Genomic DNA, 19,648 nt, shown 5'->3' on the forward strand with positions numbered 1-19,648 from the left:
GCTTTCGGCAAGATGTGCCGCTTTGTGTGACCATCGATGCTTGAGTACCACGCGATCGTCGGTCTATGCGATTGCCGGGGGACGTGGAGCGCTCGCTGGCTACACTTTCCCCTTCACCATGGAAAGCGAGATCTTGCCGCGCTCTTTGTCGATGCCGGCAACCCAGACCGTTACGGTGTCGCCCACGGCGACCACTTCGCTGGGGTGTTTAACGAAGCGGTCGGAGAGTTTCGATACGTGCACGAGGCCGTCCTGCTTGACGCCGACGTCCACGAAGGCGCCGAAGTCTACGACGTTGCGCACGGTGCCGGTGAGCTCCATGCCGGGGGCCAGGTCGTCGAAATCGCGCACGCCTTTGCTGAACACGACCTCGGGAGCGTCGTCGCGCGGGTCGCGGCCGGGCTTTTCCAGCTCGGCGATGATGTCGCGCAACGTGGGCAGGCCCACGCTCAGCTCCGCCGCCAACGCGGAAACGTCGCCGACGCGCTGCGCGATGTCGGATATGCCGCCATGCGCCAACGCCTCGGGTTTCACGCTCGCACGCTTCAGCACCGCTTTGGCGGCGGCGTAGCTTTCGGGGTGGACGCTCGTGGCATCAAGCGGGTTGTCGCCGCCTGCTATGCGCAGGAAGCCGGCGCAGTTCAGGAAGGCTTTGTCGCCTAGTTTCGCCACCTTTTTGAGCTGGCGGCGGTTGGTGAACGCGCCGTGCTCCTCGCGGTAAGCCACGATGTTCTTCGCCACGGCGGCGCTGATGCCCGACACGTAGCCCAGCAGGCTGGCGCTTGCCGTGTTGAGGTCGACTCCCACGCGGTTGACGACGCTTTCCACTACGCCGGCGAGTGCGTGCGCGAGCGCCGTTTGATTGAGGTCGTGCTGGTATTGTCCGACACCGATGGCCTGGGGCGGTATCTTCACCAGCTCAGCCAGCGGATCTTGCAGGCGTCGACCCAAACTCATGGCGCCGCGCGTGGTCACGTCGAGGTCGGGGTATTCCTCGCTTGCCAGCTTGGATGCCGAGTACACCGAGGCGCCGGCTTCGTTCACGATGGTGTAGTGGAGGGGCGCGTCGGTTTTGGCGATGAGGTCGGCCACCACCTCCTCGGTCTCGCGGCTGCCCGTGCCGTTGCCGATGACGATGACGTTGGCGCGGTGGCGCTTGATGTATTCGGCCAGCTTGTGCTGCGTGCCTTCGATGTCCGAGCGCGGCGGCGTGGGGTAGACGGTGGTGTAGTCCAGCAGTTTTCCGTACTCGTCGAGCACGGCTACCTTGCAGCCGGTGCGATAGCCCGGGTCGAGCGCGATCACGCGCGCGCCCCTGACAGGGCGCTGCTGGAGCAGGTTCTCGGTGTTCTTGGCGAACACGCGGATGGCGTCCGTTTCCGCCCGCTCGGTGAGCTCGGCGCGCATTTCGCGGTCGAGCGAGGGCGCGATCAGGCGCTTGTAGCTGTCGGCCACTGCTTCTTTCAGTACGGAGGTGAAGGGGCTTGGGCTTCTGAGCACGCGGTTTTCAAGCTGTGCGACGGCTACGTTCGCATCCACCTGCACTTTGACCTTGAGCTTCTTCTCCTTTTCGCCTCGGTTGATGGCGAGGATGCGGTGGTTGGGTATTTTCGCGAGAGACTCCGAGAAGTCGTAATACGTTTCGTACACGGTCTTTTCGCCGGCATCGACCGCTTCGACGCCGACAGCGCTGCTTCTTTTGGTGAAGGCGCGTAGGCAGGCGGTGTGTTCGGCGTCGTCGGCGATGATCTCCGCCACGATGTCTTGCGCGCCCCGCAACGCCGCTTCAGCGGTGTCGTAGCCAGCAGGGACGTTCACGAGGCCCGCGGCAAGAGCCAGGGGGTCCTTGTCGCTGCGCCCCTGAGCTAGGATGAGCAGAGCGAGCGGCTCCAGCCCTGCCTCGCGGGCTTTCGAGGCGCGGGTGGCGCGCTTTTTCTTGTAGGGTTTGTACAGGTCCTCGACGCGCTGCATGATGGTGGCCGCTTCGATTTTTGCTTGTAGCTCGGGCGTGAGCTTGCCCTGCTCGTCGATGGAATGCAACACCTCGGCTTTGCGCGCTTCGAGGTTGCGCAGGTAGGCAAGCCGCTCGTCGAAGTCGCGCAAGGTGGCATCGTCCATACCGCCGGTTGCTTCCTTGCGGTAGCGGGCGATGAAGGGGATAGTGTTTCCTTGGTCGACGAGGTCGATGACGGCGGCAACTTGGGCGGAGGTAAGGTTGAGCTCTTTGGCGATGAGGTTTTTGATGTTCGTCATAATATCCTGTTTTTGGTTTCGATACGTTGTCTGATGCAAGTGTTGCAGAAAAACGAGGGGTTATGTCCAACTATCTTCCAGTTTTTGAAACTCCTCGAGCAAGGCGCGTCTGTTTTTGTAAGATTCTCTCATACGACTCATGAGCGCAGTTGCCTTGTCCACTCCGAACAGCGTGCGATATTTCTGTAAAATACTGCAGGTTTCGCGGTAGATTTCGCGTCCCGAGGTGCGCTTAAGTTTTTGCTCGATAATACCTCGCATCAATTCTTCGGCTTCGTTCGGATAGGCGGAGCCGACCAAGCGATAGAGCCCGAGAATGCGTGGGGGGTCGACCTGGCAGTAGCGCAGTGCCGGTTCGGCCAGGTTTTCTTGGGTCACGATATCGGTGAGCAGGCTTGAGGGGTGTTTCCCTTCAATAATGCTATCCAAGAGGATAGCGCGCTCCTGGGGCCAGTGGCTGTCGGTCAAGAGCTTAAACTTCTCGAGGTCGATGTGCTTGTCCGCGAAAGAATTTTCGCAAAGGCGTTTGCGATAGAGGAGCAGCAGCGCATCGCGGTCTTGCTCTGCTTCGAGCAGGGCTTCCATATAGGTAGCGTACCCATGGGGAAAAATATCACGTGGCATAGAAACGCCAGGTCTTCCTTCTCCTAAAGGAATGGTTTTGGAGCCTTTTCCGTTACTTGGTTGATTCCATCCAAGGCGTCGTTCCAGTAACGTGCGTGCGGTGCTCAAGTCATGTTGAAGAAAAGCTTGCCGGATGCGAGGCTGTAGGAAGAAACTTGAGAGTTCATGGGTTTTTTCAAACTGCCGGGACTCCTTTTTGAAACCTCCCTCGACGAGGAGCTGGTAATGGAGTCCCACGCAGCCTTCTTGCGTGTAGGATCCTTCTTCCTCGGTCTCGACGAGGCGCAGGAGCTCTTCGTATTCTATTCTCGAATAGGCAAGGTCGGCTGCAATTCTGAGAAGATCGCTGCGTGTGATCCAGCCGGCGATGGCACCAATACGCGTCGTTTCGATAAGAGCGCACAAGACAAACGAGCGGAGCGTTGTGGACCCTTTTGCAGCAAGGTACTCGCAGCGCTCCTCGAGTATTGCGAGCGCTTCGTAGATTGCCTCGTATTCGCCGCTATCGCCTTCGTGGTGACATTCAAGGCTCCTTGCTAAAGGATCAAGTGCGGCGAGCGCGATGAGGGCGCCTTGTGCAGGATCTGTGCAGGTTTTAGCGTTGAGAAGCACGGAAGCGACAGCCTCGAGGTCGATATCGTCGTCCGCGAAATCGCCGTACCGGTCATATCTGAAATCAAAAGCTTCAGGATCGACCAGCGCCTCGCTAAGGATTCTTGAGGCCCGGTCAATTGAGAGCGGCTCGATAGGATCGGCTCCTTGAGCGCGCTGCGCCTGCCGCATTGCCTCATTAAAGCTGTAATCGTCAAAAAGCAGCGAGTCGCCGTCGCCTTTGCCTTTGCGGTATGAGCTGCTTTCTGTGGGTTGGTCGTTTTCGGTTTCGCTTTGCTGCATCAGGAACGCCATAACGGTATCGTAGATGTTATGAGGGAAGGGGTGCTCCTGGGCGTCGGCGGGCTTCGATTCGTCTCGAGTCTGAAGGTTCTCGCTGCATTGCCTGGTTGAAGCGGCACGTAGATCCTTGACGGCTAGCTCGACCGCTGCCGCATGTTTGCACCACCCCTCATAGGGGCAGGTGCATGCAGCCGAAACTACCCGATCGCCTTTGAAGCGTATGTCCACATCGTATTGCACGGTCCCGTCCACGACGGCATGGTAGAGGTTCGGTGCCAATTCTTCCACGCTGCCAACGTTGCCCCGCTGGTAGTACTCGCGTCCTCGTGCAGCAACAAGCGGGCTGAAATCTGCTGTCATGGGTTAACCTTTCGTAAGGCGTGCTGATGGGGGTGCAATATGACTTGGCCGGCCTGAGAACTGCCAAGGCACAGGGTTCGGGCGCAAGCTGATTCTGAGGGACGCATCGACGCAGCTTCAGTTACTCGGCTATCTGCTTCCAGTCGCTCCAGCGCGCCAGTCGGTTGTTGGCTCTGCGGAGGACGAAGCGCTCGAACCCCTGGTTTTCTCCCCAGGCGGCCAAGTGGTCGTGTTCTTCGTCCGATTCATCGTCTCTCACGCGTAAGAAATGTGCAAATCCCCCTTCACCGCCCACGTCTTCCGGGGGCGCATCTCCATTACCGCTCCAGCAGATAGGTCGATCTTGATGGATTTTTTCGCCTTGGTTAAGCAGTTCGATGGTGATTTCCCATCCATCGCCATAGTCGTACGAATAGAGGGTCGTTCGCGTGGCGGGAAAGAAGTCGTCGAGATAGGTTTTTGTTGAATCGCGCCAGATACTCTCGGGCTCGTCTTCGTCATAAAAAAGGAAGTCTGCCCGAGGGTCCTCCCCTGTCTCGTAGTGGGGGTGCGCGATGTATTGGGGTTCGCCGTGAGAGACCAGCTCAAAATTATAAAGATGATAATTCATCCAGTTGAGGCACGCCTGAATCATGGTATGGAAATCTTCGAAGGAGGTATGCTTTGGAACGAGCAGGTCGCGCGAGCAGCTGAGCTCTTCAAAGTTGAATGCGAGGTGAAACCGGAACGACGGAACCTCATCGCTAGGGCTATCAAGAGTGATGCCGTATTGTTCGAGCAGCTCTTCTGCGCGCTGTACGCCCTCGTCGGTGAGGGTGACCGATTTTGAGCGGTTTGATCCGAAAAGATACCCTTGATCGTCTAGGTCATCGAGGGTATCGAAATCGTATCCTTTCCACGCTTTGCGAATGAGGAAACCACTGGTTTTCTCGGAGAAAGAAGTCAGGTGCAGCATCATCAAGGTGAGGTCTTCGACGGCGGCGTGCTTATCCATGAGGCATCCTTTCGTGAGCGTGCGCTTTGCGCCTTGCTGTAGTGGCTGTGGTGCTTTATTGATGCAGGTCAACTTGGGGAAATCATAGGGTTTCGCTTGCTGTCGTGTCCTTGCCGCGAGATCCATTGGTGCTCTGAGCGAATCTCCCCTACCGCACATAGATTCGTTGCGAGTGCGATAGGTTTCCTGCGCAACGAAAGGGGTACCTGGATAACAACGAAAGTTTAGCCCACACGAGCGAAGATTGCACTTGTTGTATTGTATTGGTTCCGAAGCGCGGACGCAAAAGGCTCTACGGGAACGGTGGAAAGGTTGTCCTCGGTTGTCCTCTTGGCAATCTGACAGACGCGAGGGTTTGGTGGAGAGTGTTGCCGCCGGGGGAGCGCTCTCGGATGCTGGGGGCATGTCAAGCGCATGAAAAGCGAGGAGGAGCTTTGCGTTATGCGCCGATTATCCTGATTCCTATCGACATTGTGAAAAAATCGGCAAAGTCGGGATATCTTATTCGCATGCGCGATGATGAGTCCCAAGTGAATGCTTCGCTTGTCGAAATACTTCGAAGTGGGCAGGGCATAGCGATTGATGGCTTAGACCCGCTTTCTCATGACGAAGCGGGGGTGGATGCACGACTTGTCTTTGATTGCGCTTCATTTATAAGGAGGCGCACGGTAATGGCGAACGCGCGGGAAGCAGAAGTGCATGAACATTCAGATATTCGGAACGAAGAAGAGCTTTGACACGAAGAAGGCGCAGCGCTACTTCCAAGAGCGTCGTGTGAAGTTCCAGTTCATCGACTTGAAGGAAAAGGGGATGAGCAAAGGTGAGCTTGAGTCGGTGGGTCGTGTGGTGGGCGGCATCGACAAGCTGATCGACCCCAAGGCCAAAGATGGGGACACGGTGGCCCTGCTGGCGTACTTGTCGTCGGACCAGAAGTTCGACAAGCTGCTGGAAAACCAGCAGGTTTTGGTCGAGCCGGTGGTGCGCAACGGGAAGCAAGCTACGGTGGGTTATGCGCCCGAGGTGTGGAAGACGTGGGAATAGGGTGAGCGCAATTTCGTTGTTTTGCCGGCATGCGGGTCATTGCCTGTATGCGGTTGTGGCAGGGAGAATGCGGTGAAAAGATTCTTCCCTCTGCGGCTGTTGTTCCTGCTTCCCGGAATCGGCGCGTTGTTGGTGACGCTGTATGCGCAAGGCAATCCTGATTGGACGGAGCAGGTGTACAGCCGCATGGTGTATCCGGTGCTGTCCACAGCGGTGGGGTTCTTGCCGTCGCTCGTGAGATTTTCGGTGGCCGAGTGGTGGGTGGCGCTGTTTCTGCTGTTCTGCTTTTGGTATGTCGTCCATTGCATCCGCCGCATCGTGGTGGGCAGAGGTGTGCTATCTCGCAAGGCACCCGAGGCATCCGGCAACCTCGGGCGCGGCGTGATCTTGTATCGCAGCGTGGTGGGAGCGCTTGCGATAGCCAGCATGCTGTATTTTGCGTTCACTACTCTGTGTGGGCTGAACTATTACCGGCATACGTTCACGTCGTACACAGGTTACGGGGTGGAGCAGTCTAGCGTGGAAGAGCTGGAGCAGCTTTGCGTGTCGCTCGCCGGCGGGTTGAATCAGACAAGAGAGCGGCTTGGGCAAGATGTCGACCTCGCCGCATTCGATCGAGAGGATTTCGACCAGTGCGCACAGGACTCCGTGTCGGCGATTCGGACGCTGGCTGAGCAGTACCCCGTGCTGGAGAGGCCGCTTTACTCCGAGCCCAAGCCGGTGGCACTGTCGGGATTGATGTCGGATGCGGGCATCGCGGGGATATTCTTCCCCTTCACCATGGAATCCAATGTCAACGATGACATACCGCTATTCACCATCCCCTCGACCATGACCCATGAGCTGGCGCATCAGTGCGGGTTCATGCGTGAGGACGAAGCGAACTTCATAGCCTATCTTGCCTGCAAACAAGCAGACGATCCACTCGCGCGCTACAGCGGACAATATTTGGCGTTCGTCCATTCCGTTTCCGCCTTGAGGAAGGTTGACTCGGAGGCGGCGTCGGGCGTGCTGTCTGGTTTGTCTTTGACGGTGCAGTACGACATGGCCGAGAACGATCGGTTTTGGGATGAGCATGAAGGAGCGATCACCGAGATATCCAATGCTGCCAACGATACGTATCTGAAGGCGAACAGCCAGGCGGACGGCGTGTCGAGTTACGGCAGAATGGTGGATTTGCTGTTGGCGGAGCAGCGCGCATCATCTGCTGGCTCGTCGCGGGGTGAGGGCTAGAGCGCTCTCTTCGGATGATGTTGTTGAGGGGCGATCCTTCGGTACCTGCGGTATACTGATCTCTGACCTGCGATTTGATACCGGAAGTTGTCATGCGATCCTCGAAAAAGAAGCCGCAAGTTGGTTGTGGGAAGATCACCGCGCCTGCAGTATAGACGCTGTCGACGAACGGGTTTCTTGAAAAGGCGCTGCCGCTGCTCAACCGCGCGGGCTGCGAACGTGCCGCGAAGTTAATGCATACGCGCAAACGGGGTTTGCTACGTGGGCGAACGTATGCAGTGAAAAGGACGATTCCATGAGCTTCCGCGATAATATGCGGCACCTGCGCGCAACGCGCAACATGACCCAAGAGCAGCTGGCGATGCTACTGGGCGTGAGCCGCCAATCCGTGTCCAAGTGGGAGGCGGAGCGCGCCTACCCGGAAATGGACAAGCTGATTAGGATGTGCGCGCTGTTCGAGTGCACGCTTGACGAGTTGGTGATGGGAGATTTGACGGACCTTCCCGCAAACAAGGCGGCGAGCATGCCCTCGGGCAAGGCTTTGCAAGATGTGACGGGATATGATCAGGCGATGCGTGCTTCTGCTTGGAAGCTGTCTTTGGGCGTGGCACTGGCATTGGTGGGAGCGGCATGGGCGCTTCTCTTGTCGAGTCCTGCATTGGTGCCGGTTGACGAGGTGCGCAACTCTGCCAGCGTGCTGGTGTTCATCGGCATTGCCGTTGGGTTGGGGTTCGTTCTTCCTGCAGCGCTTGCGCGCCGTGCGTTTCGCCGGGCTCACCCGTTTGTGGACGATTTCTATACCGACGAGCAAAAGGACCAAGCACGCGCCATTATGTCGAAGAGCCTGGTCATAGGCCTTGGGCTGTTCATGGTAGGAGCGGCCGCAGCCGTGATGTTGCAGGCGGATGCGTGGCTTGCCGGCGGAGCCTTCTTCATGCTTGCCGCGGGCGGCGTGTTCGTTGTCGTGCGCGGATGCCTGCTTGGATCGCGATGCAATCTGAAAACCTACAACGATAAATCGCTGCTGGTCATGAGCGAGGATCAGGTTGACGCTCTGGACGATGAAGCGCTTCGGGCCCGGGCTCGCAAAATGAGGCGAGAGAACAGCATCTACGGGATTGTTTTGGGTCTGTCGACGGCCGTGGGCTTGGTGCTCCTGTTCATTCCGGCGTTGGGCGCGCAGCGGTGGTTCTGGCTGGCGTGGGTGATCGGCGGTATCCTGTGCGGCGTGATCGGAGGCATCCGCTCCGTTCGAGGCGACGAGTAGGCAAGTGTTACCTTTGGGATTACCGCGCAGGCTCGTGGGGTCGTGGGGTCGTCGGGTCGTCGGGTCGTAAGTTCGCAGACTCGCAGACTCGCAGACTCGTAGGCTCGAGCGACTGTTCCCCGCAACTATCCAATTTGAGACAAGGCGAAAAACGCACCTTTAGGAGCAAGCTTTCGCATATCCGACCCCGTAATCGAGGGTTTGGCTTCGCGCACCCGTGGTCAAGTTCCGTCACCGCAATTTTTAAGGAGAGCATATGAATGCAACGATTGTTGCGCAAGGAATAGAGAAGTCGTTCAGCGCAGGACGCGGACGGGCCCGGCGCACGACCGACGTGCTGAAGGGTATTAGCCTGCGCGTCGAGGCGGGCGAGATGGTAAGCATCGTGGGGCCGAGCGGTTCGGGCAAGTCGACGCTGCTGTACTGCTTGTCCGGTTTGGAGGCGGCCGACGCGGGCTGCATCGAGGTGATGGGTGAGCAGGTGGTCAAGGCAAGTCGCAGCTCTCTGTTCAAGACGCGCCGGGATCACGTGGGGTTCATCTTCCAGTCGTACAATCTCATACCTTCGCTGAACGCTGGGGAGAACGTGTCGCTGCCCGCGCGCCTGGCGGGGCGCCCTCTGACCGCGCGACAAACGAATGCGGCGTTGGAGAGCGTCGGTCTTGCCGGGCGGCAGAAAAGCCGTCCGGGCGATATGTCGGGCGGCGAGCAGCAACGCGTGGCCATAGCCCGGGCGCTTGCGGGCGGCGCGGACGTGGTGTTCGCCGACGAGCCCACCGGCGCGCTCGATTCCAAGAACGGCCGCGAGGTGTTGGGCATGCTGCGCCGCATTGGCGACGACCCGCAGCGCTCAGTGGTGCTGGTAACCCACGATTTGGAGGCCGCTTCTTTGGCTGACCGCGTGCTGGTGCTGAGGGACGGGCAGGTTGCGCGGGAGTTGGGACACTCCAGCGCCGCGCAGATATTCGACGCGATGGAGGAAGCGCGATGATTCGCCTGGTGTTCTGCGACCTGCGCGACCATGCTGCCACGTGGGCTGGCGCATTTGCCATCGCGGTGGCATGCGGCTATCTGGGCGGTTGGGTGACGTCGCTCACCGCTACCTTTTCGATATACCCGCGCCTGCAAGGCTTAACCTTGACGATGCTCCCGTTCTCGCTGATCGCCGCCGTGGCGGTGCTGGTGCCGGCCGCGAATCTGACGGTGTCGGCGCAACGGCGTTCTTACGCTTTGTGGCAGTTGGCGGGCGTGAGCCCGCGGAGGGTGGGCGTGGTGGTGCTGACGCAGCTGGCCGTGGTGGCAGTGCTGGGGGCGGCGTGCGGCACGCTGGTCGAGGCGGCTACGTTCGCCCCGCTGTTCCCCGGGGTGTTCAGCTCTCCCTTCTACCAGCCAATCGACAGGGTGGTGCTCGACGCAGGCTTGCCGCTCATGCCCGTGGTTTGGCTTGTGGTGGCGGGCGTGTTTCTGCTGGGCGGGTTGAGGGGCGCCCGCAGTGCAGCGGCCACGCCTCCCTTGGCGGCGCTGCGCGACCCGGAGCCTAAACACCGGGGAATGACCTGGCTGCGCATGCTGCTGTTTGCGGGCCTGGCCACCGGTGCATGCGGGCTGGCTTGGTACCTGCTTTCGTCCGAGCCGGAGGCGGCTATGGATAGCTCGCTGTTCCTGCCGCTTCTTGCGGTGGCGGTTCTGGTGCCAGTGGCTCCGCTGGTTTTCTCAGCGCTGCTGGGGGCATGGACCTCGGTTGTGCCGCAGGCGCGCTGGAATGCGTGGTATCTGGCGCGGCGTATGGCGCGCAACGGCCTCGCCTCCAGCACCTCGGTCGAAACTCCCATCATGGTGGGCGTGGGGCTGCTCGTGGGCATCTTCTCGCTCAGTAACGTGCTGGGAGTGTACGCGCAGCAGCGGGGTATGGTGGGTTGGAGCACCTCGCTCGACTGGACTTCGACCCTCCTTTTGTTGGGTGGTCCCGTGCTGCTGTGCGCGGTTGGCGCGGCGGTGGGCGTGGTGATGACGTCGCGGTCGCGCACGCGCGATGTCGCCCTTCTCATCGCAAGTGGTGCCCGACCTGCAACGCTTGTGGCATCGGCCGCATGCGAGGCGTTCATCCACGCCATCACGGCCACCTTGGCGGGTGCGGGGGCTGCGGTCGCCTCGAACGCCGTCGTCGCCGTCGCGGTAGGCGGCATGCCCCTATTCGGCGGCCTGGCCTTCGGCGAAGGGCTCGTGGTCGCGCTCGTGGGATTCGCCTTGGTGCTCGTTGCTACGCTCGTTCCCACCTGGGCTGCCCTCAACCGTGAGGCCGCAACGGTTCTCGCTGTGCAGGAGTGAGGTGTTCCTGTCGGCCTATCGTACCGCTTGGGTTCGCGTGGTGTGGGTTGCCCGCGGGTATTGTAAAATGATTCCGGTGTTGTAAGGTTCGACAAGGAGGCTGGACGTGGACGTGGCGGAAAAGCGGTATTTGGAACTTCTCTCTCGGCTGTTCCCCTCGGCTGCCAAGGCGTCGGCTGAGATCATCAACCTCAGCGCCGTGCTGAACCTTCCTAAGGGCACGGAGTTCTTCGCATCGGATATCCACGGTGAGTACGAGGCGTTCTCGCATATTCTGCGGAACGGCTCCGGCTCCATCCGGCTCAAGATTGACGATGCCTTCGGTGACTCCCTGAGCAAGGAAGAGAAGCGCTCGCTGGCCACGCTGATCTACTACCCGCGCGAGAAAATGGAGCTGGTGCTGTCGCAGGTGGATTGCCCGGAGGAGTGGTACGCCGTCACGCTGCCGCGCCTGGTGGCTGTATGCAAGCGAGCCGCGCGCAAGTACACGCGCTCCAAGGTGCGCCGGGCGCTGCCCAAGGATTTCGCGTACCTCATCGAGGAACTTATGACCGAGGACCGCCACGGGGTGGATAAGGAGGCGTACTACGCCGCCATCGTCGATGCCGTCATTCGCACGGATCGCGGCGGCGCGCTCATCGAAGCGCTGTGCCTGCTCATCCAGCAGTTGGTTATCGACCGCCTGCACATTGTCGGCGACATCTACGACCGCGGCCCGTATCCGCACATCATCATGGACACGTTGATGGACTACCATTCCCTCGACATCCAGTGGGGCAACCACGATATCGTGTGGATGGGCGCGTCGCTCGGCCAGCGCGGCTGCATCGCGCACGTCGTGCGTAACTGCGCGCGCTACGGCAACCTGTCTATTCTGGAAGACGCCTACGGCATCAACATCCTGCCGCTCGCGTCGTTCGCGCTCGAGGCCTATCGCGACGACCCGTGCGTGGCATTCGGGCTCAAGGGTAATCCGGAATTGGGGCCGCAAGAGTTGGAGATGAACGTCAAGATCCAGAAGGCCATGGCCATCATCCAGTTCAAGGTGGAAGGCGCGCTCATCGACGAGAACCCCGACTTCGACCTGGAAGATCGCAAGCTTTTGGACAAGATCGACTACGGGCGCGGCACGGTGGCGGTGGACGGCGTCGAATACGAATTGACCGACAAGGTGTTCCCGACGGTCGACCCGACCGACCCCTACCGGCTCACGCCCGAGGAAGAAGAGGTCATGCAGCGCTTGGAGCAGGCGTTCACGGGCTGCGAGAAACTGCAGCGCCACATGCGCTTCTTCTTGGACGCGGGCAGCTTGTACAAGGTGTACAACTCCAATCTGCTGTTCCACGCCTGCGTGCCGCTGAGCGCCGACGGCTCCCTCAGGGAAACGGACGTTTTCGGTGAGAAGTACAAAGGCCGCGCGCTCTATGACGTGATGGAGCGCTACGTGCGCGCGGGTTTCGACGACCCCGACCAGGACATGCGCAAGCGCGGCCGCGACCTCATGTGGTACCTGTGGCTGGGGGAGGGCTCGCCCCTGTTCGCGAAGAGCAAGATGGCCACGTTCGAGCTGTACTTGATCGCCGACAGGGCGGCGCGCAAGGAAGTCAAGAACCCGTTCTACACGTTCCTTGAGGACGAGGCGGCGCTGGCCGGCATTTTCGAGGACTTCGGGCTTGACCCCGAGACGTCGCGCATCGTATGCGGGCACGTGCCCGTGAAGGTGAAGGACGGCGAGGACCCCGTGAAGTGCGGTGGCCGCGTGCTTACCATCGACGGCGGCTTCTCGAAGGCCTACCAGCCCACCACCGGCATTGCGGGCTACACGTTGATCTCGAACTCTTACGGGTTCGTGCTGGCCGCCCACGAGCCGCTCGAGTCGACGCGCGCTGCCGTGGAAAACGAGCTGGACATCCATTCGTCCCGTCGCGTGGTTGAACGCGTGGAGCGCCGCACGCTGGTGGCCGACACCGATAACGGAGCCGTGCTGAAAGGGCAGATCGCCGACTTGGAGCAGCTGCTCGCGGCATACCGCTGCGGCGCGATTGCCGAGGGTGGGAGGTAACGGGAGGCCCCCGTGCTCTTGCCGGCCCTCGTCATGAAGGCATGCCGCTTATCGAGGGAACGGGCCTCCCATGTCGCGTTCGACCCCGAGGACAGAAGCGGGGGCTGGGCGATTTGGGCGCAATCTCTGACGAGGACGTATCCGCTGTTGTGTGCGAGGGAGTTGCTGGTTTTTTAGACAGCGAGAACGAGGCCATCGCTGCCTTGGAGGCAAGCGAATTGTCGGACCAGGCAAAATGGCAGATAGCTGCTTTGCTGCAACAACCTAAGCAAAAGTTCATGCTGGTTGTCGAGGCGGTTAATGCGAATCTTCCTGCCTTCGAATATGCTTACGCGAAAATCGAGGCCGAAATTGCGCCATTGCTTACCCAACTTGAGGACCAAGTGGCGCAAGGCGAACTGCCACCCGCCGTTGATACGGTGCGGGCGCTCGATCCCGATGCCCAGGTGGTTCCTTCGCTCGCTTCGGCCTTGATGATAATGCTCTTTGGAAAGTATTGCTTCGTGGGTCTTTTGCTTAGCAGGTTGCTGGCAGGCCAAGGAGAAGGTCTGACCGAAATCGAAGCCACCCTTGTGGCAAAATCACTGAGCGATGCAAGCAAGCTGAAGATCCTGCGCGTGCTTAAAAATGAAAAACGGTACAACCTGGAAATTGCCCGCAGAGTTGAGCTTACTCCGGCAACAACATCGCACCATATGAACATGTTGCTCGCTGCTGGATTGGTCGAGATGTCGAAAGAGGACGGCAAGGTTTACTACGGGCTTTGCGCGAGCGGCATCAAACGCTACTGCGCATGGCTCAACGATAGCTTGTTGTAGGTTTGAGCGGGAAGACACCGATCGCCGCGTTGCAGTGAGGCGGTAGGTGGGTCTGCCGACTGCTGAGGCTTCTTGGCGGTCGGCAGGTTGGAGGACAGAGGGGGGCGTCACCTCGGTATTTTGGGTGCTGCTGCGTCCTCTTCTTCGTCCAATAACCGACGAGCGTAGGCTATGGCGTCGTCGATGTTGCCACGGAAGTTATCCTCGCCAACTAGGTCTACGAAACCTGCACGCTGCATGGTTTTTAGGGGCTGCTCGTTGGCGCGGGAGAAGATGAGGCTGACACCGTTTTCATGGCAGTAGCCATAGAGGCTCTCCAGCGCGTTCATGCCGGTAGAGTCGAGTGAGGGTACGCCGCGCATGCGGATGATCAAGTATTTGGTGAAAGACTTCACCGAGATAGCCGCAATGCGGTCCGTCATGCCAAAAAACAGAGGGCCGTTTATTTCGTAGACGCGCACGCTTTCGGGCAGTTCTCGCAAATGGGTAACTTCGGAGTTTTCGTCTCCGTAATACTTCCAGCCCTTGACTTCGGTTTCTTCGCTCACCATCTTCATGAAAAGCACCACGGTTATCAGCATGCCTACGGCGATGGCTGCAACGAGGTCGATGACGATGGTCAGCGTAAAGGTGAGCAGCAGCGTGGCGACCGCACCCTTGGAAGCGGTTTTGCACAAGTGCGCGAAATTGCGCCAGCCGGACATGTTGTAGGCTACCTGCAGCAAAATTGCCGCAATGGTGGGCATGGGGATGAGGGCGGCGTACGGCATGAAGAACGCCAGCACGATAAGCAGCACCACTGCGTGGGTCATGCCGGCAACGGGGGTGCGGCCGCCGTTTTTGACGTTTGCGGCGGTGCGCGCGATGGCGCCTGTTGCCGGGATACCGCCGAACAGCACCGACGCGATGTTGCCGGCACCCTGCGCTACGAGTTCCATGTTGCTGCGATGATGAGAGCTGATCATGCTGTCGGCTACGACGCAGGACAGCAGCGATTCGATGGCTGCTAGGATGGCAATGGTAATGCCGTTCGCCATTTGGTCGCGGAAGATATCCACGTTCAGCTGCGGAAGGTTGAATACGGGAAGGCCGCCGCTAACGGTGTAGAGATCCCCGATGGTGGCCACGTTCATTCCGAAGCCATTCACCAGGGCTATCCCTGCGAGAAGCGCTATCAGGGAGCCGGGTATCCTCTTGCTTACTTTGGGCCACATGAAAAGGATGACCAGGCATACCGCGCCTACGACGAACGCCTGCCAGTTTGCCGTACCGATGTTCTGAACGACGGCCTGCAATTTCTCCATGGTCTCCACCGTGGGGGTGCCGGTGGGCAGTGAGAGGCCCAGAAAGTCTTTGATCTGGCCGATAACGAGGGTTGCAGCAATGCCTGCAGTGAATCCTATGGTGATGGTGTAGGGTACGAAGCGGATGATGGCGCCGAGCTTCAAGAAGCCCATCAGCATCAGCAGGATGCCGGCGATGATGGTGGCGGCGATCAGCCCCTCTACGCCGTCCGCTGCTACGATGCCCGCCACGATGGTGGCGAATGCCGCCGTGGGACCGGAGATCTGCACGCGGCTCCCGCCAAAGAATGCAATGAGAAACCCGGCGACGATGGCCGTGTAGAGGCCTTTCTCGGGGCTCACGCCCGAAGCGATGGCCAGGGCGATGGAGAGGGGCAATGCCACCACAGCCACCATGATGCCCGAGACGATGTCGCGAGGCAGCTGCTTTTTCAGCTCCTCTTTGCTGGAGTGCTTGATGATGCTGAACAGTATGGGTTTGATTTTGTCGCGTTGCATGGTCTGTTTTCTGGCTCGATTCGGGTTTCGTACGGTAAAGGTCCCGGTAAACGCGACAAACCGCCCGAATGTAGCATCGGGTGGAACGCGAATGCTTTTCGATATGCGCAGTTGGTGTTTACGGCGGGAACGTGTATTCTATCGCGCAGATAGCAATATGGCAAATGATAGCGCCTCTCACTTCGATGTTTTGTTGGTCGTGCCATTTCGGATTGAACGGTGGGGAGAGCGCGCGTAGCTATATGTTATATCGGTGCAGTCATGCCCCAGCCTTGCTGCAATAGCGGCGACGGAGAATCCGAGATCCGTCGGTGAACTTCGACCTAAAGGCTCGCAATCGGTGTCGTTTGCTCCCAATTCCTTGGGTTTCCGATGGCGAAGAGTGGCACGTTTTGCATCCAGCCTTGGTCTCGAAAGCCCGAAAGGCTAAAGCGACGCGGAATCGTGTCGGGATATCGTTCTGAAAATGCCCGCAAGCTCTTCGAGCGTAGATTTTCTTCTGCCTTCACCTCGATTGGGTAGATCCCACTGCCGCGCTGGACGAGAAAATCAATCTCGCCACGGGAGTTCTCGGCGGACCAGTAGTAGGGGCTGAGGCTGCAGTCCGAAACCAACTGCTGGCAAACGTACTGTTCAGTGAGGGCTCCTTTGAATTCAGTAAAGAGCGCATTGCCGTCAACGATGCTCGAAGCGTCGAGTCCGGAAAGCGCGCAGAGGAGGCCGATATCGAGGACGAAGAGCTTGAATGCGGATTCGTCGGTGTAGGCTGCCAAGGGAATTCCCGGTTTTGACACCCGGTTAACCTTCGATGCAATACCTGCTTGCACAAGCCAGGTGATGGCTGATCGGTAGTCGCGGGCTCGGGCACCGTCTCTGATATGTCCGAAGACGAATTTTTTGTTCTCCTGTCCGAGATGCGACGGTAGCGAGCGCCATGCGGAAAGCGCATACTCCGCGCCGGTGGATCCTAGGTGCTTCGAGATATCCCTTTCGTAGCCGAACAGGATGCCGTCCTGCACAGCACGGACAGCATCTAAGTCGTTCGAATCAACAAACGTAGCAACTGCTTCGGGCATTCCTCCGATGAAATAGTACTGTTTGAGTAGTCCCTCGAGTTTTACTGTCAAGGAGCCGAGGAGTTGCTCATCACCTGAATCGACGACTTCTCGTAGTGTGGAGTTGCTGGTTGCGTCAAGGTACTCGCGAAAACTCAGAGGATGTAGATTGAACAGGTCGACCTTGCCGACGGGGTAGCCGGTGCCCTCATGGAAGGTGACACCGAGCAGGGAGCCAGCTGCTGCCACCGCAAACTCGGGGGCATTTTCGCAGAAGTATTTGAGCGATGTGAGGGCTCGGGGACATTCCTGGATCTCATCGAGAACAACAAGGGTCTTCCCTGGGACTATTTTTTGCCCACTCTCCGCTTGGATCATAAGCAGAAGACGGGGCAGGTCGTAACCCTTGTCGAACTGGGCCGCGAGGCCGGGGTTATTGTCGAAACTGACGTAGGCCACGCTCTCGAAGTGCCGCAGTCCGAACTCTTTGAGCAGCCAGGTCTTTCCGACTTGTCTGGCTCCGTTGAGTACGAGAGGCTTCCTGCGGGCGGAATCTTTCCAGTCTGCAAGGTCCTTCATAAGAAAACGCTCCACAGCCCCTCCATCGCCACAATGCTAAAACGTCCTTATTATCACACGAAATGGCGATAATAAGGACGTAAAAGTGAAGGATATGGTTAAAATCAGGACGAAGCTATTCCCACTCAATCGTCCCGATAGGCTTCGGCGTCAGGTCGTAGCACACGCGGCAGATGCCCGGAACTTCAGCCAGGATGCGCTCGGTGATCTTCTTGAGCAGCGCCCAATCCAGCTCCGGCACCTCGGCGGTCATGGCATCGACGGTGTTCACTGCGCGGATGATAGCGGGCCACTCAAAGGCGCGGACACCGTCGCGGACGCCGGTGGCGCGGAAGTCGGGGACGCTCACGAAGTACTGCCACACCTTGCCCTCAAGGCCAGCATTGGCAAATTCCTCGCGCAGGATGGCGTCGGCCTCGCGCAGTGCTTCCAAGCGGTCGCGGGTGATGGCACCGAGGCAGCGCACGCCGAGACCCGGGCCGGGGAAGGGCTGGCGCTGTACCATGCCCTCGGGCAGGCCCAGCTCGTCGCCGATGACACGCACTTCGTCCTTGTACAGCAGCTTCACGGGTTCGCACAGCTCGAACTGCAGGTCGTCGGGCAGGCCGCCCACGTTGTGGTGCGCCTTCACGCCGTCGGACTCCAGGATATCGGGATAGATGGTGCCCTGAGCCAGGAAGCTCACTTCGTCGCCCACCTTGCGGGCCTCTTCCTCGAACACGCGGATGAACTCGGCACCGATGATCTTGCGCTTGGCTTCGGGTTCGTCGACGCCCTCGAGCAGCGACAGGAAGCGGTCGGCCGCATCTACGTACACGAGGTTTGCATCAAGCTGGTCGCGGAATACCTCCACCACCTGCTCGCTCTCGCCTTTGCGCATGAGGCCGTGGTTTACGTGCACGCAGATGAGCTGCCTGCCGATAGCCTTAATAAGCAGTGCAGCTACGACCGACGAGTCCACGCCGCCGGACAGGGCAAGAAGCACTTTCCGATCGCCCACCTGGGCACGGACGGCTTCGATCTGTTCGTCGACGAATGCTTGCGCCAACTCGGGCGTGGTGATTCTTTCCATATCTTCGGGGCGCTTGTTGGTATCCATAGGGAATAGTCCTCCTCTTAGCTCGCGGATGCCGGCGAACACCGGCCCTTTTTCTCATGGGTGCGATTATAGCGAAACCACGGCCTGCGCGGACGCTCGCAGGGCAGCACTAACAAACCCAACGAATTATCGTGTGCAACGCACACGATATAAGGAGAACCAAACGGGGGAAGCGTGGCATACGACGATATCGTGTCGAGCATGGTCTTGGAGCTGCGCCGTGGCACGCTGGTCATGCTCGTGCTGGGCCAGCTTCGCGAGCCGGCCTATGGCTATGCCCTGGTGAAATCGCTGACAGGTCACGGCATTCCCATAGAGGCGATGTCTCTGCCGAAGGAAAGGAGGGCCAACGGTAACGATCTGGTCGAGCGCTACCTCTATGCTATCGGCGCGCCGCTTGCCGGTGGAGCAGCGCGCCGATAGGGCCGACGCTTGGTAGCCTTGTTTGCGAAGAGGTCGGTCGAGGTGAAAGCGGCCCGGCTCGATGCTTAGAGCGAAGGTTCCGGGGGCTCCTCACGGAGAAACGTGGTTCCTTTGTAAAGCTTCTCCACCTTGTTGCGCGCCCACGGCGTTTTGCGCAGAAACGACAGCGAGCTTTTGATGCTGGGGTCGTTTTTGAAGCAGTTGATGTGGATGCGCTGCGCCAGGTCGTCCCAGCCGTACTTGTCCACCAGGCGCACGAGCATCATCTCCAGCGTGATGCCGTGCAGCGGGTCTTTGGGGCGCTGGGGTGCGATAGGTTCTTCGGTTGCCATGCAGATCCGATCCTCCTCGGGGTATTTCGTCTGCTCTCCATAATGGCACAGGACAAGAGCGTGCGGATGGCGTGGCGGGCTTCGCTTCGAATAATCCATCGACGAGTCGAAGCCGGGGCGCTGCGAAACGCCGCGTGTTCGAGCGGTATGCGCTAAAACGCAAGTAGGGCAAGGGGTGATCGGCGAGTTTTGTGCCGAAGTTTTGCGATGAAACTTGTTGAGAGGGAGTTGCTGTGCAAATTTTTCGTTTTCCCGCATGATTTCGCGCTCAATCTCCTTTGCAGGCGGACGTGCAGTCGCTTATAGGGTCTAGTGATTTGTGCTGATCTGGGATTATGGAATGATGAAAGGCGAGCAGTGGGTGTCTGGAGGGTTCGTCGTTGCGGGAAAACGAAAAATTTGCACGCGATCGCCTTGATTTTCCAGCGAAAGATTTTAGGCGACGCTTCGGCGATCGGGCTATGTAAAGGAGCAGGGCGAATCG

General features: G+C 59.2%; 16 protein-coding genes. 9 read left to right on the forward strand and 7 right to left on the reverse strand.

Features of this window, described 5'->3' with window-relative positions; translation table 11 throughout:
- Positions 1–99: 99 nt before the first annotated feature.
- From RR842_RS05610 to RR842_RS05620, 3 genes are all read right to left on the reverse strand, one after another.
- Positions 100–2,253, reverse strand: coding sequence for a Tex family protein (locus RR842_RS05610; RefSeq protein WP_332729198.1), 2,154 nt, complete (start codon positions 2,251–2,253; stop codon positions 100–102).
- A 60-nt stretch (positions 2,254–2,313) separates the two neighbouring features.
- Positions 2,314–4,131, reverse strand: a complete 1,818-nt coding sequence (locus RR842_RS05615) for an SWIM zinc finger family protein (protein ID WP_332729199.1) — start codon at positions 4,129–4,131, stop codon at positions 2,314–2,316.
- Positions 4,132–4,252: 121 nt separating this feature from the next.
- Entirely contained in the window at positions 4,253–5,125 is an 873-nt protein-coding gene (locus RR842_RS05620) for a DUF6429 family protein (RefSeq protein ID WP_332554246.1), read from the reverse strand.
- A gap of 434 nt (positions 5,126–5,559) precedes the next feature.
- Here RR842_RS05620 and RR842_RS05625 point away from each other — a divergent pair, with 434 nt between their 5' ends.
- The 8 genes from RR842_RS05625 (at position 5,560) to RR842_RS05660 (ending at position 13,874) form a co-directional block, all read left to right on the forward strand.
- The gene (locus RR842_RS05625) at positions 5,560–5,862 is read left to right on the forward strand and encodes a DUF4011 domain-containing protein (RefSeq protein ID WP_332729200.1); all 303 of its coding nucleotides are present in this window, start codon (positions 5,560–5,562) and stop codon (positions 5,860–5,862) included.
- A complete protein-coding gene (locus tag RR842_RS05630) occupies positions 5,825–6,166 on the forward strand; it encodes an ArsC family transcriptional regulator (protein ID WP_332513887.1) in 342 nt (113 codons plus the stop codon). Before RR842_RS05625 ends, RR842_RS05630 begins: the two co-directional genes overlap by 38 nt.
- A gap of 72 nt (positions 6,167–6,238) precedes the next feature.
- Positions 6,239–7,399, forward strand: coding sequence for a DUF3810 domain-containing protein (locus RR842_RS05635; protein WP_332729201.1), 1,161 nt, complete (start codon positions 6,239–6,241; stop codon positions 7,397–7,399).
- A 295-nt stretch (positions 7,400–7,694) separates the two neighbouring features.
- Positions 7,695–8,666 carry a helix-turn-helix transcriptional regulator gene (locus tag RR842_RS05640; RefSeq protein WP_332522240.1) on the forward strand — a complete coding sequence of 324 codons (972 nt, stop codon included), beginning with the start codon at positions 7,695–7,697 and terminating at the stop codon, positions 8,664–8,666.
- 256 nt (positions 8,667–8,922) lie between these two features.
- The gene (locus tag RR842_RS05645) at positions 8,923–9,657 is read left to right on the forward strand and encodes an ABC transporter ATP-binding protein (protein WP_332514071.1); all 735 of its coding nucleotides are present in this window, start codon (positions 8,923–8,925) and stop codon (positions 9,655–9,657) included.
- Positions 9,654–10,994, forward strand: coding sequence for an ABC transporter permease (locus RR842_RS05650; protein ID WP_332514070.1), 1,341 nt, complete (start codon positions 9,654–9,656; stop codon positions 10,992–10,994). The genes RR842_RS05645 and RR842_RS05650 overlap by 4 nt, the downstream gene beginning before the upstream one ends.
- 106 nt (positions 10,995–11,100) lie before the next feature.
- Positions 11,101–13,056 carry a fructose-1,6-bisphosphatase gene (locus RR842_RS05655; RefSeq protein WP_332729203.1) on the forward strand — a complete coding sequence of 652 codons (1,956 nt, stop codon included), beginning with the start codon at positions 11,101–11,103 and terminating at the stop codon, positions 13,054–13,056.
- Positions 13,057–13,205: 149 nt separating this feature from the next.
- On the forward strand, positions 13,206–13,874 hold the full coding sequence (locus RR842_RS05660; protein WP_332514067.1) for a winged helix-turn-helix domain-containing protein: 669 nt from the start codon (positions 13,206–13,208) through the stop codon (positions 13,872–13,874).
- Positions 13,875–13,981: 107 nt separating this feature from the next.
- On the opposite strand, the gene RR842_RS05665 is transcribed toward RR842_RS05660, so the two are convergent.
- From RR842_RS05665 to guaA, 3 genes are all read right to left on the reverse strand, one after another.
- On the reverse strand, positions 13,982–15,676 hold the full coding sequence (locus RR842_RS05665) for a SulP family inorganic anion transporter (protein WP_332514066.1): 1,695 nt from the start codon (positions 15,674–15,676) through the stop codon (positions 13,982–13,984).
- 323 nt (positions 15,677–15,999) lie between these two features.
- Entirely contained in the window at positions 16,000–17,325 is a 1,326-nt protein-coding gene (locus tag RR842_RS05670; RefSeq protein WP_332729205.1) for an ATP-binding protein, read from the reverse strand.
- A 100-nt stretch (positions 17,326–17,425) separates the two neighbouring features.
- The gene (gene guaA / locus RR842_RS05675) at positions 17,426–18,409 is read right to left on the reverse strand and encodes a glutamine-hydrolyzing GMP synthase (RefSeq protein WP_332711880.1); all 984 of its coding nucleotides are present in this window, start codon (positions 18,407–18,409) and stop codon (positions 17,426–17,428) included.
- A 174-nt stretch (positions 18,410–18,583) separates the two neighbouring features.
- Between guaA and RR842_RS05680 the strand changes: the two genes are divergently transcribed.
- Entirely contained in the window at positions 18,584–18,832 is a 249-nt protein-coding gene (locus RR842_RS05680; protein ID WP_332565180.1) for a hypothetical protein, read from the forward strand.
- 65 nt (positions 18,833–18,897) lie between these two features.
- On the opposite strand, the gene RR842_RS05685 is transcribed toward RR842_RS05680, so the two are convergent.
- Positions 18,898–19,164: a VF530 family protein gene (locus tag RR842_RS05685; RefSeq protein ID WP_332513704.1), complete on the reverse strand. Its 267-nt coding sequence runs from the start codon at positions 19,162–19,164 to the stop codon at positions 18,898–18,900.
- Positions 19,165–19,648 lie beyond the last annotated feature (484 nt).

It is taken from the genome of Gordonibacter sp., from assembly GCF_036667095.1.
Taxonomy (GTDB): Bacteria; Actinomycetota; Coriobacteriia; order Coriobacteriales; family Eggerthellaceae; genus Gordonibacter.

What these genes read in the sequence shown, in the direction of transcription:
- RR842_RS05610 (WP_332729198.1), bottom strand. Translation starts at nt 2,253, where the DNA reads ATGACGAACATCAAAAACCTCATCGCCAAAGAGCTCAACCTTACCTCC.
- RR842_RS05615 (WP_332729199.1), bottom strand. Translation starts at nt 4,131, where the DNA reads ATGACAGCAGATTTCAGCCCGCTTGTTGCTGCACGAGGACGCGAGTAC.
- RR842_RS05620 (WP_332554246.1), bottom strand. Translation starts at nt 5,125, where the DNA reads ATGGATAAGCACGCCGCCGTCGAAGACCTCACCTTGATGATGCTGCAC.
- RR842_RS05630 (WP_332513887.1), top strand. Translation starts at nt 5,825, where the DNA reads ATGAACATTCAGATATTCGGAACGAAGAAGAGCTTTGACACGAAGAAG.
- RR842_RS05640 (WP_332522240.1), top strand. Translation starts at nt 7,695, where the DNA reads ATGAGCTTCCGCGATAATATGCGGCACCTGCGCGCAACGCGCAACATG.
- RR842_RS05645 (WP_332514071.1), top strand. Translation starts at nt 8,923, where the DNA reads ATGAATGCAACGATTGTTGCGCAAGGAATAGAGAAGTCGTTCAGCGCA.
- RR842_RS05650 (WP_332514070.1), top strand. Translation starts at nt 9,654, where the DNA reads ATGATTCGCCTGGTGTTCTGCGACCTGCGCGACCATGCTGCCACGTGG.
- RR842_RS05665 (WP_332514066.1), bottom strand. Translation starts at nt 15,676, where the DNA reads ATGCAACGCGACAAAATCAAACCCATACTGTTCAGCATCATCAAGCAC.
- guaA (WP_332711880.1), bottom strand. Translation starts at nt 18,409, where the DNA reads ATGGATACCAACAAGCGCCCCGAAGATATGGAAAGAATCACCACGCCC.
- RR842_RS05685 (WP_332513704.1), bottom strand. Translation starts at nt 19,164, where the DNA reads ATGGCAACCGAAGAACCTATCGCACCCCAGCGCCCCAAAGACCCGCTG.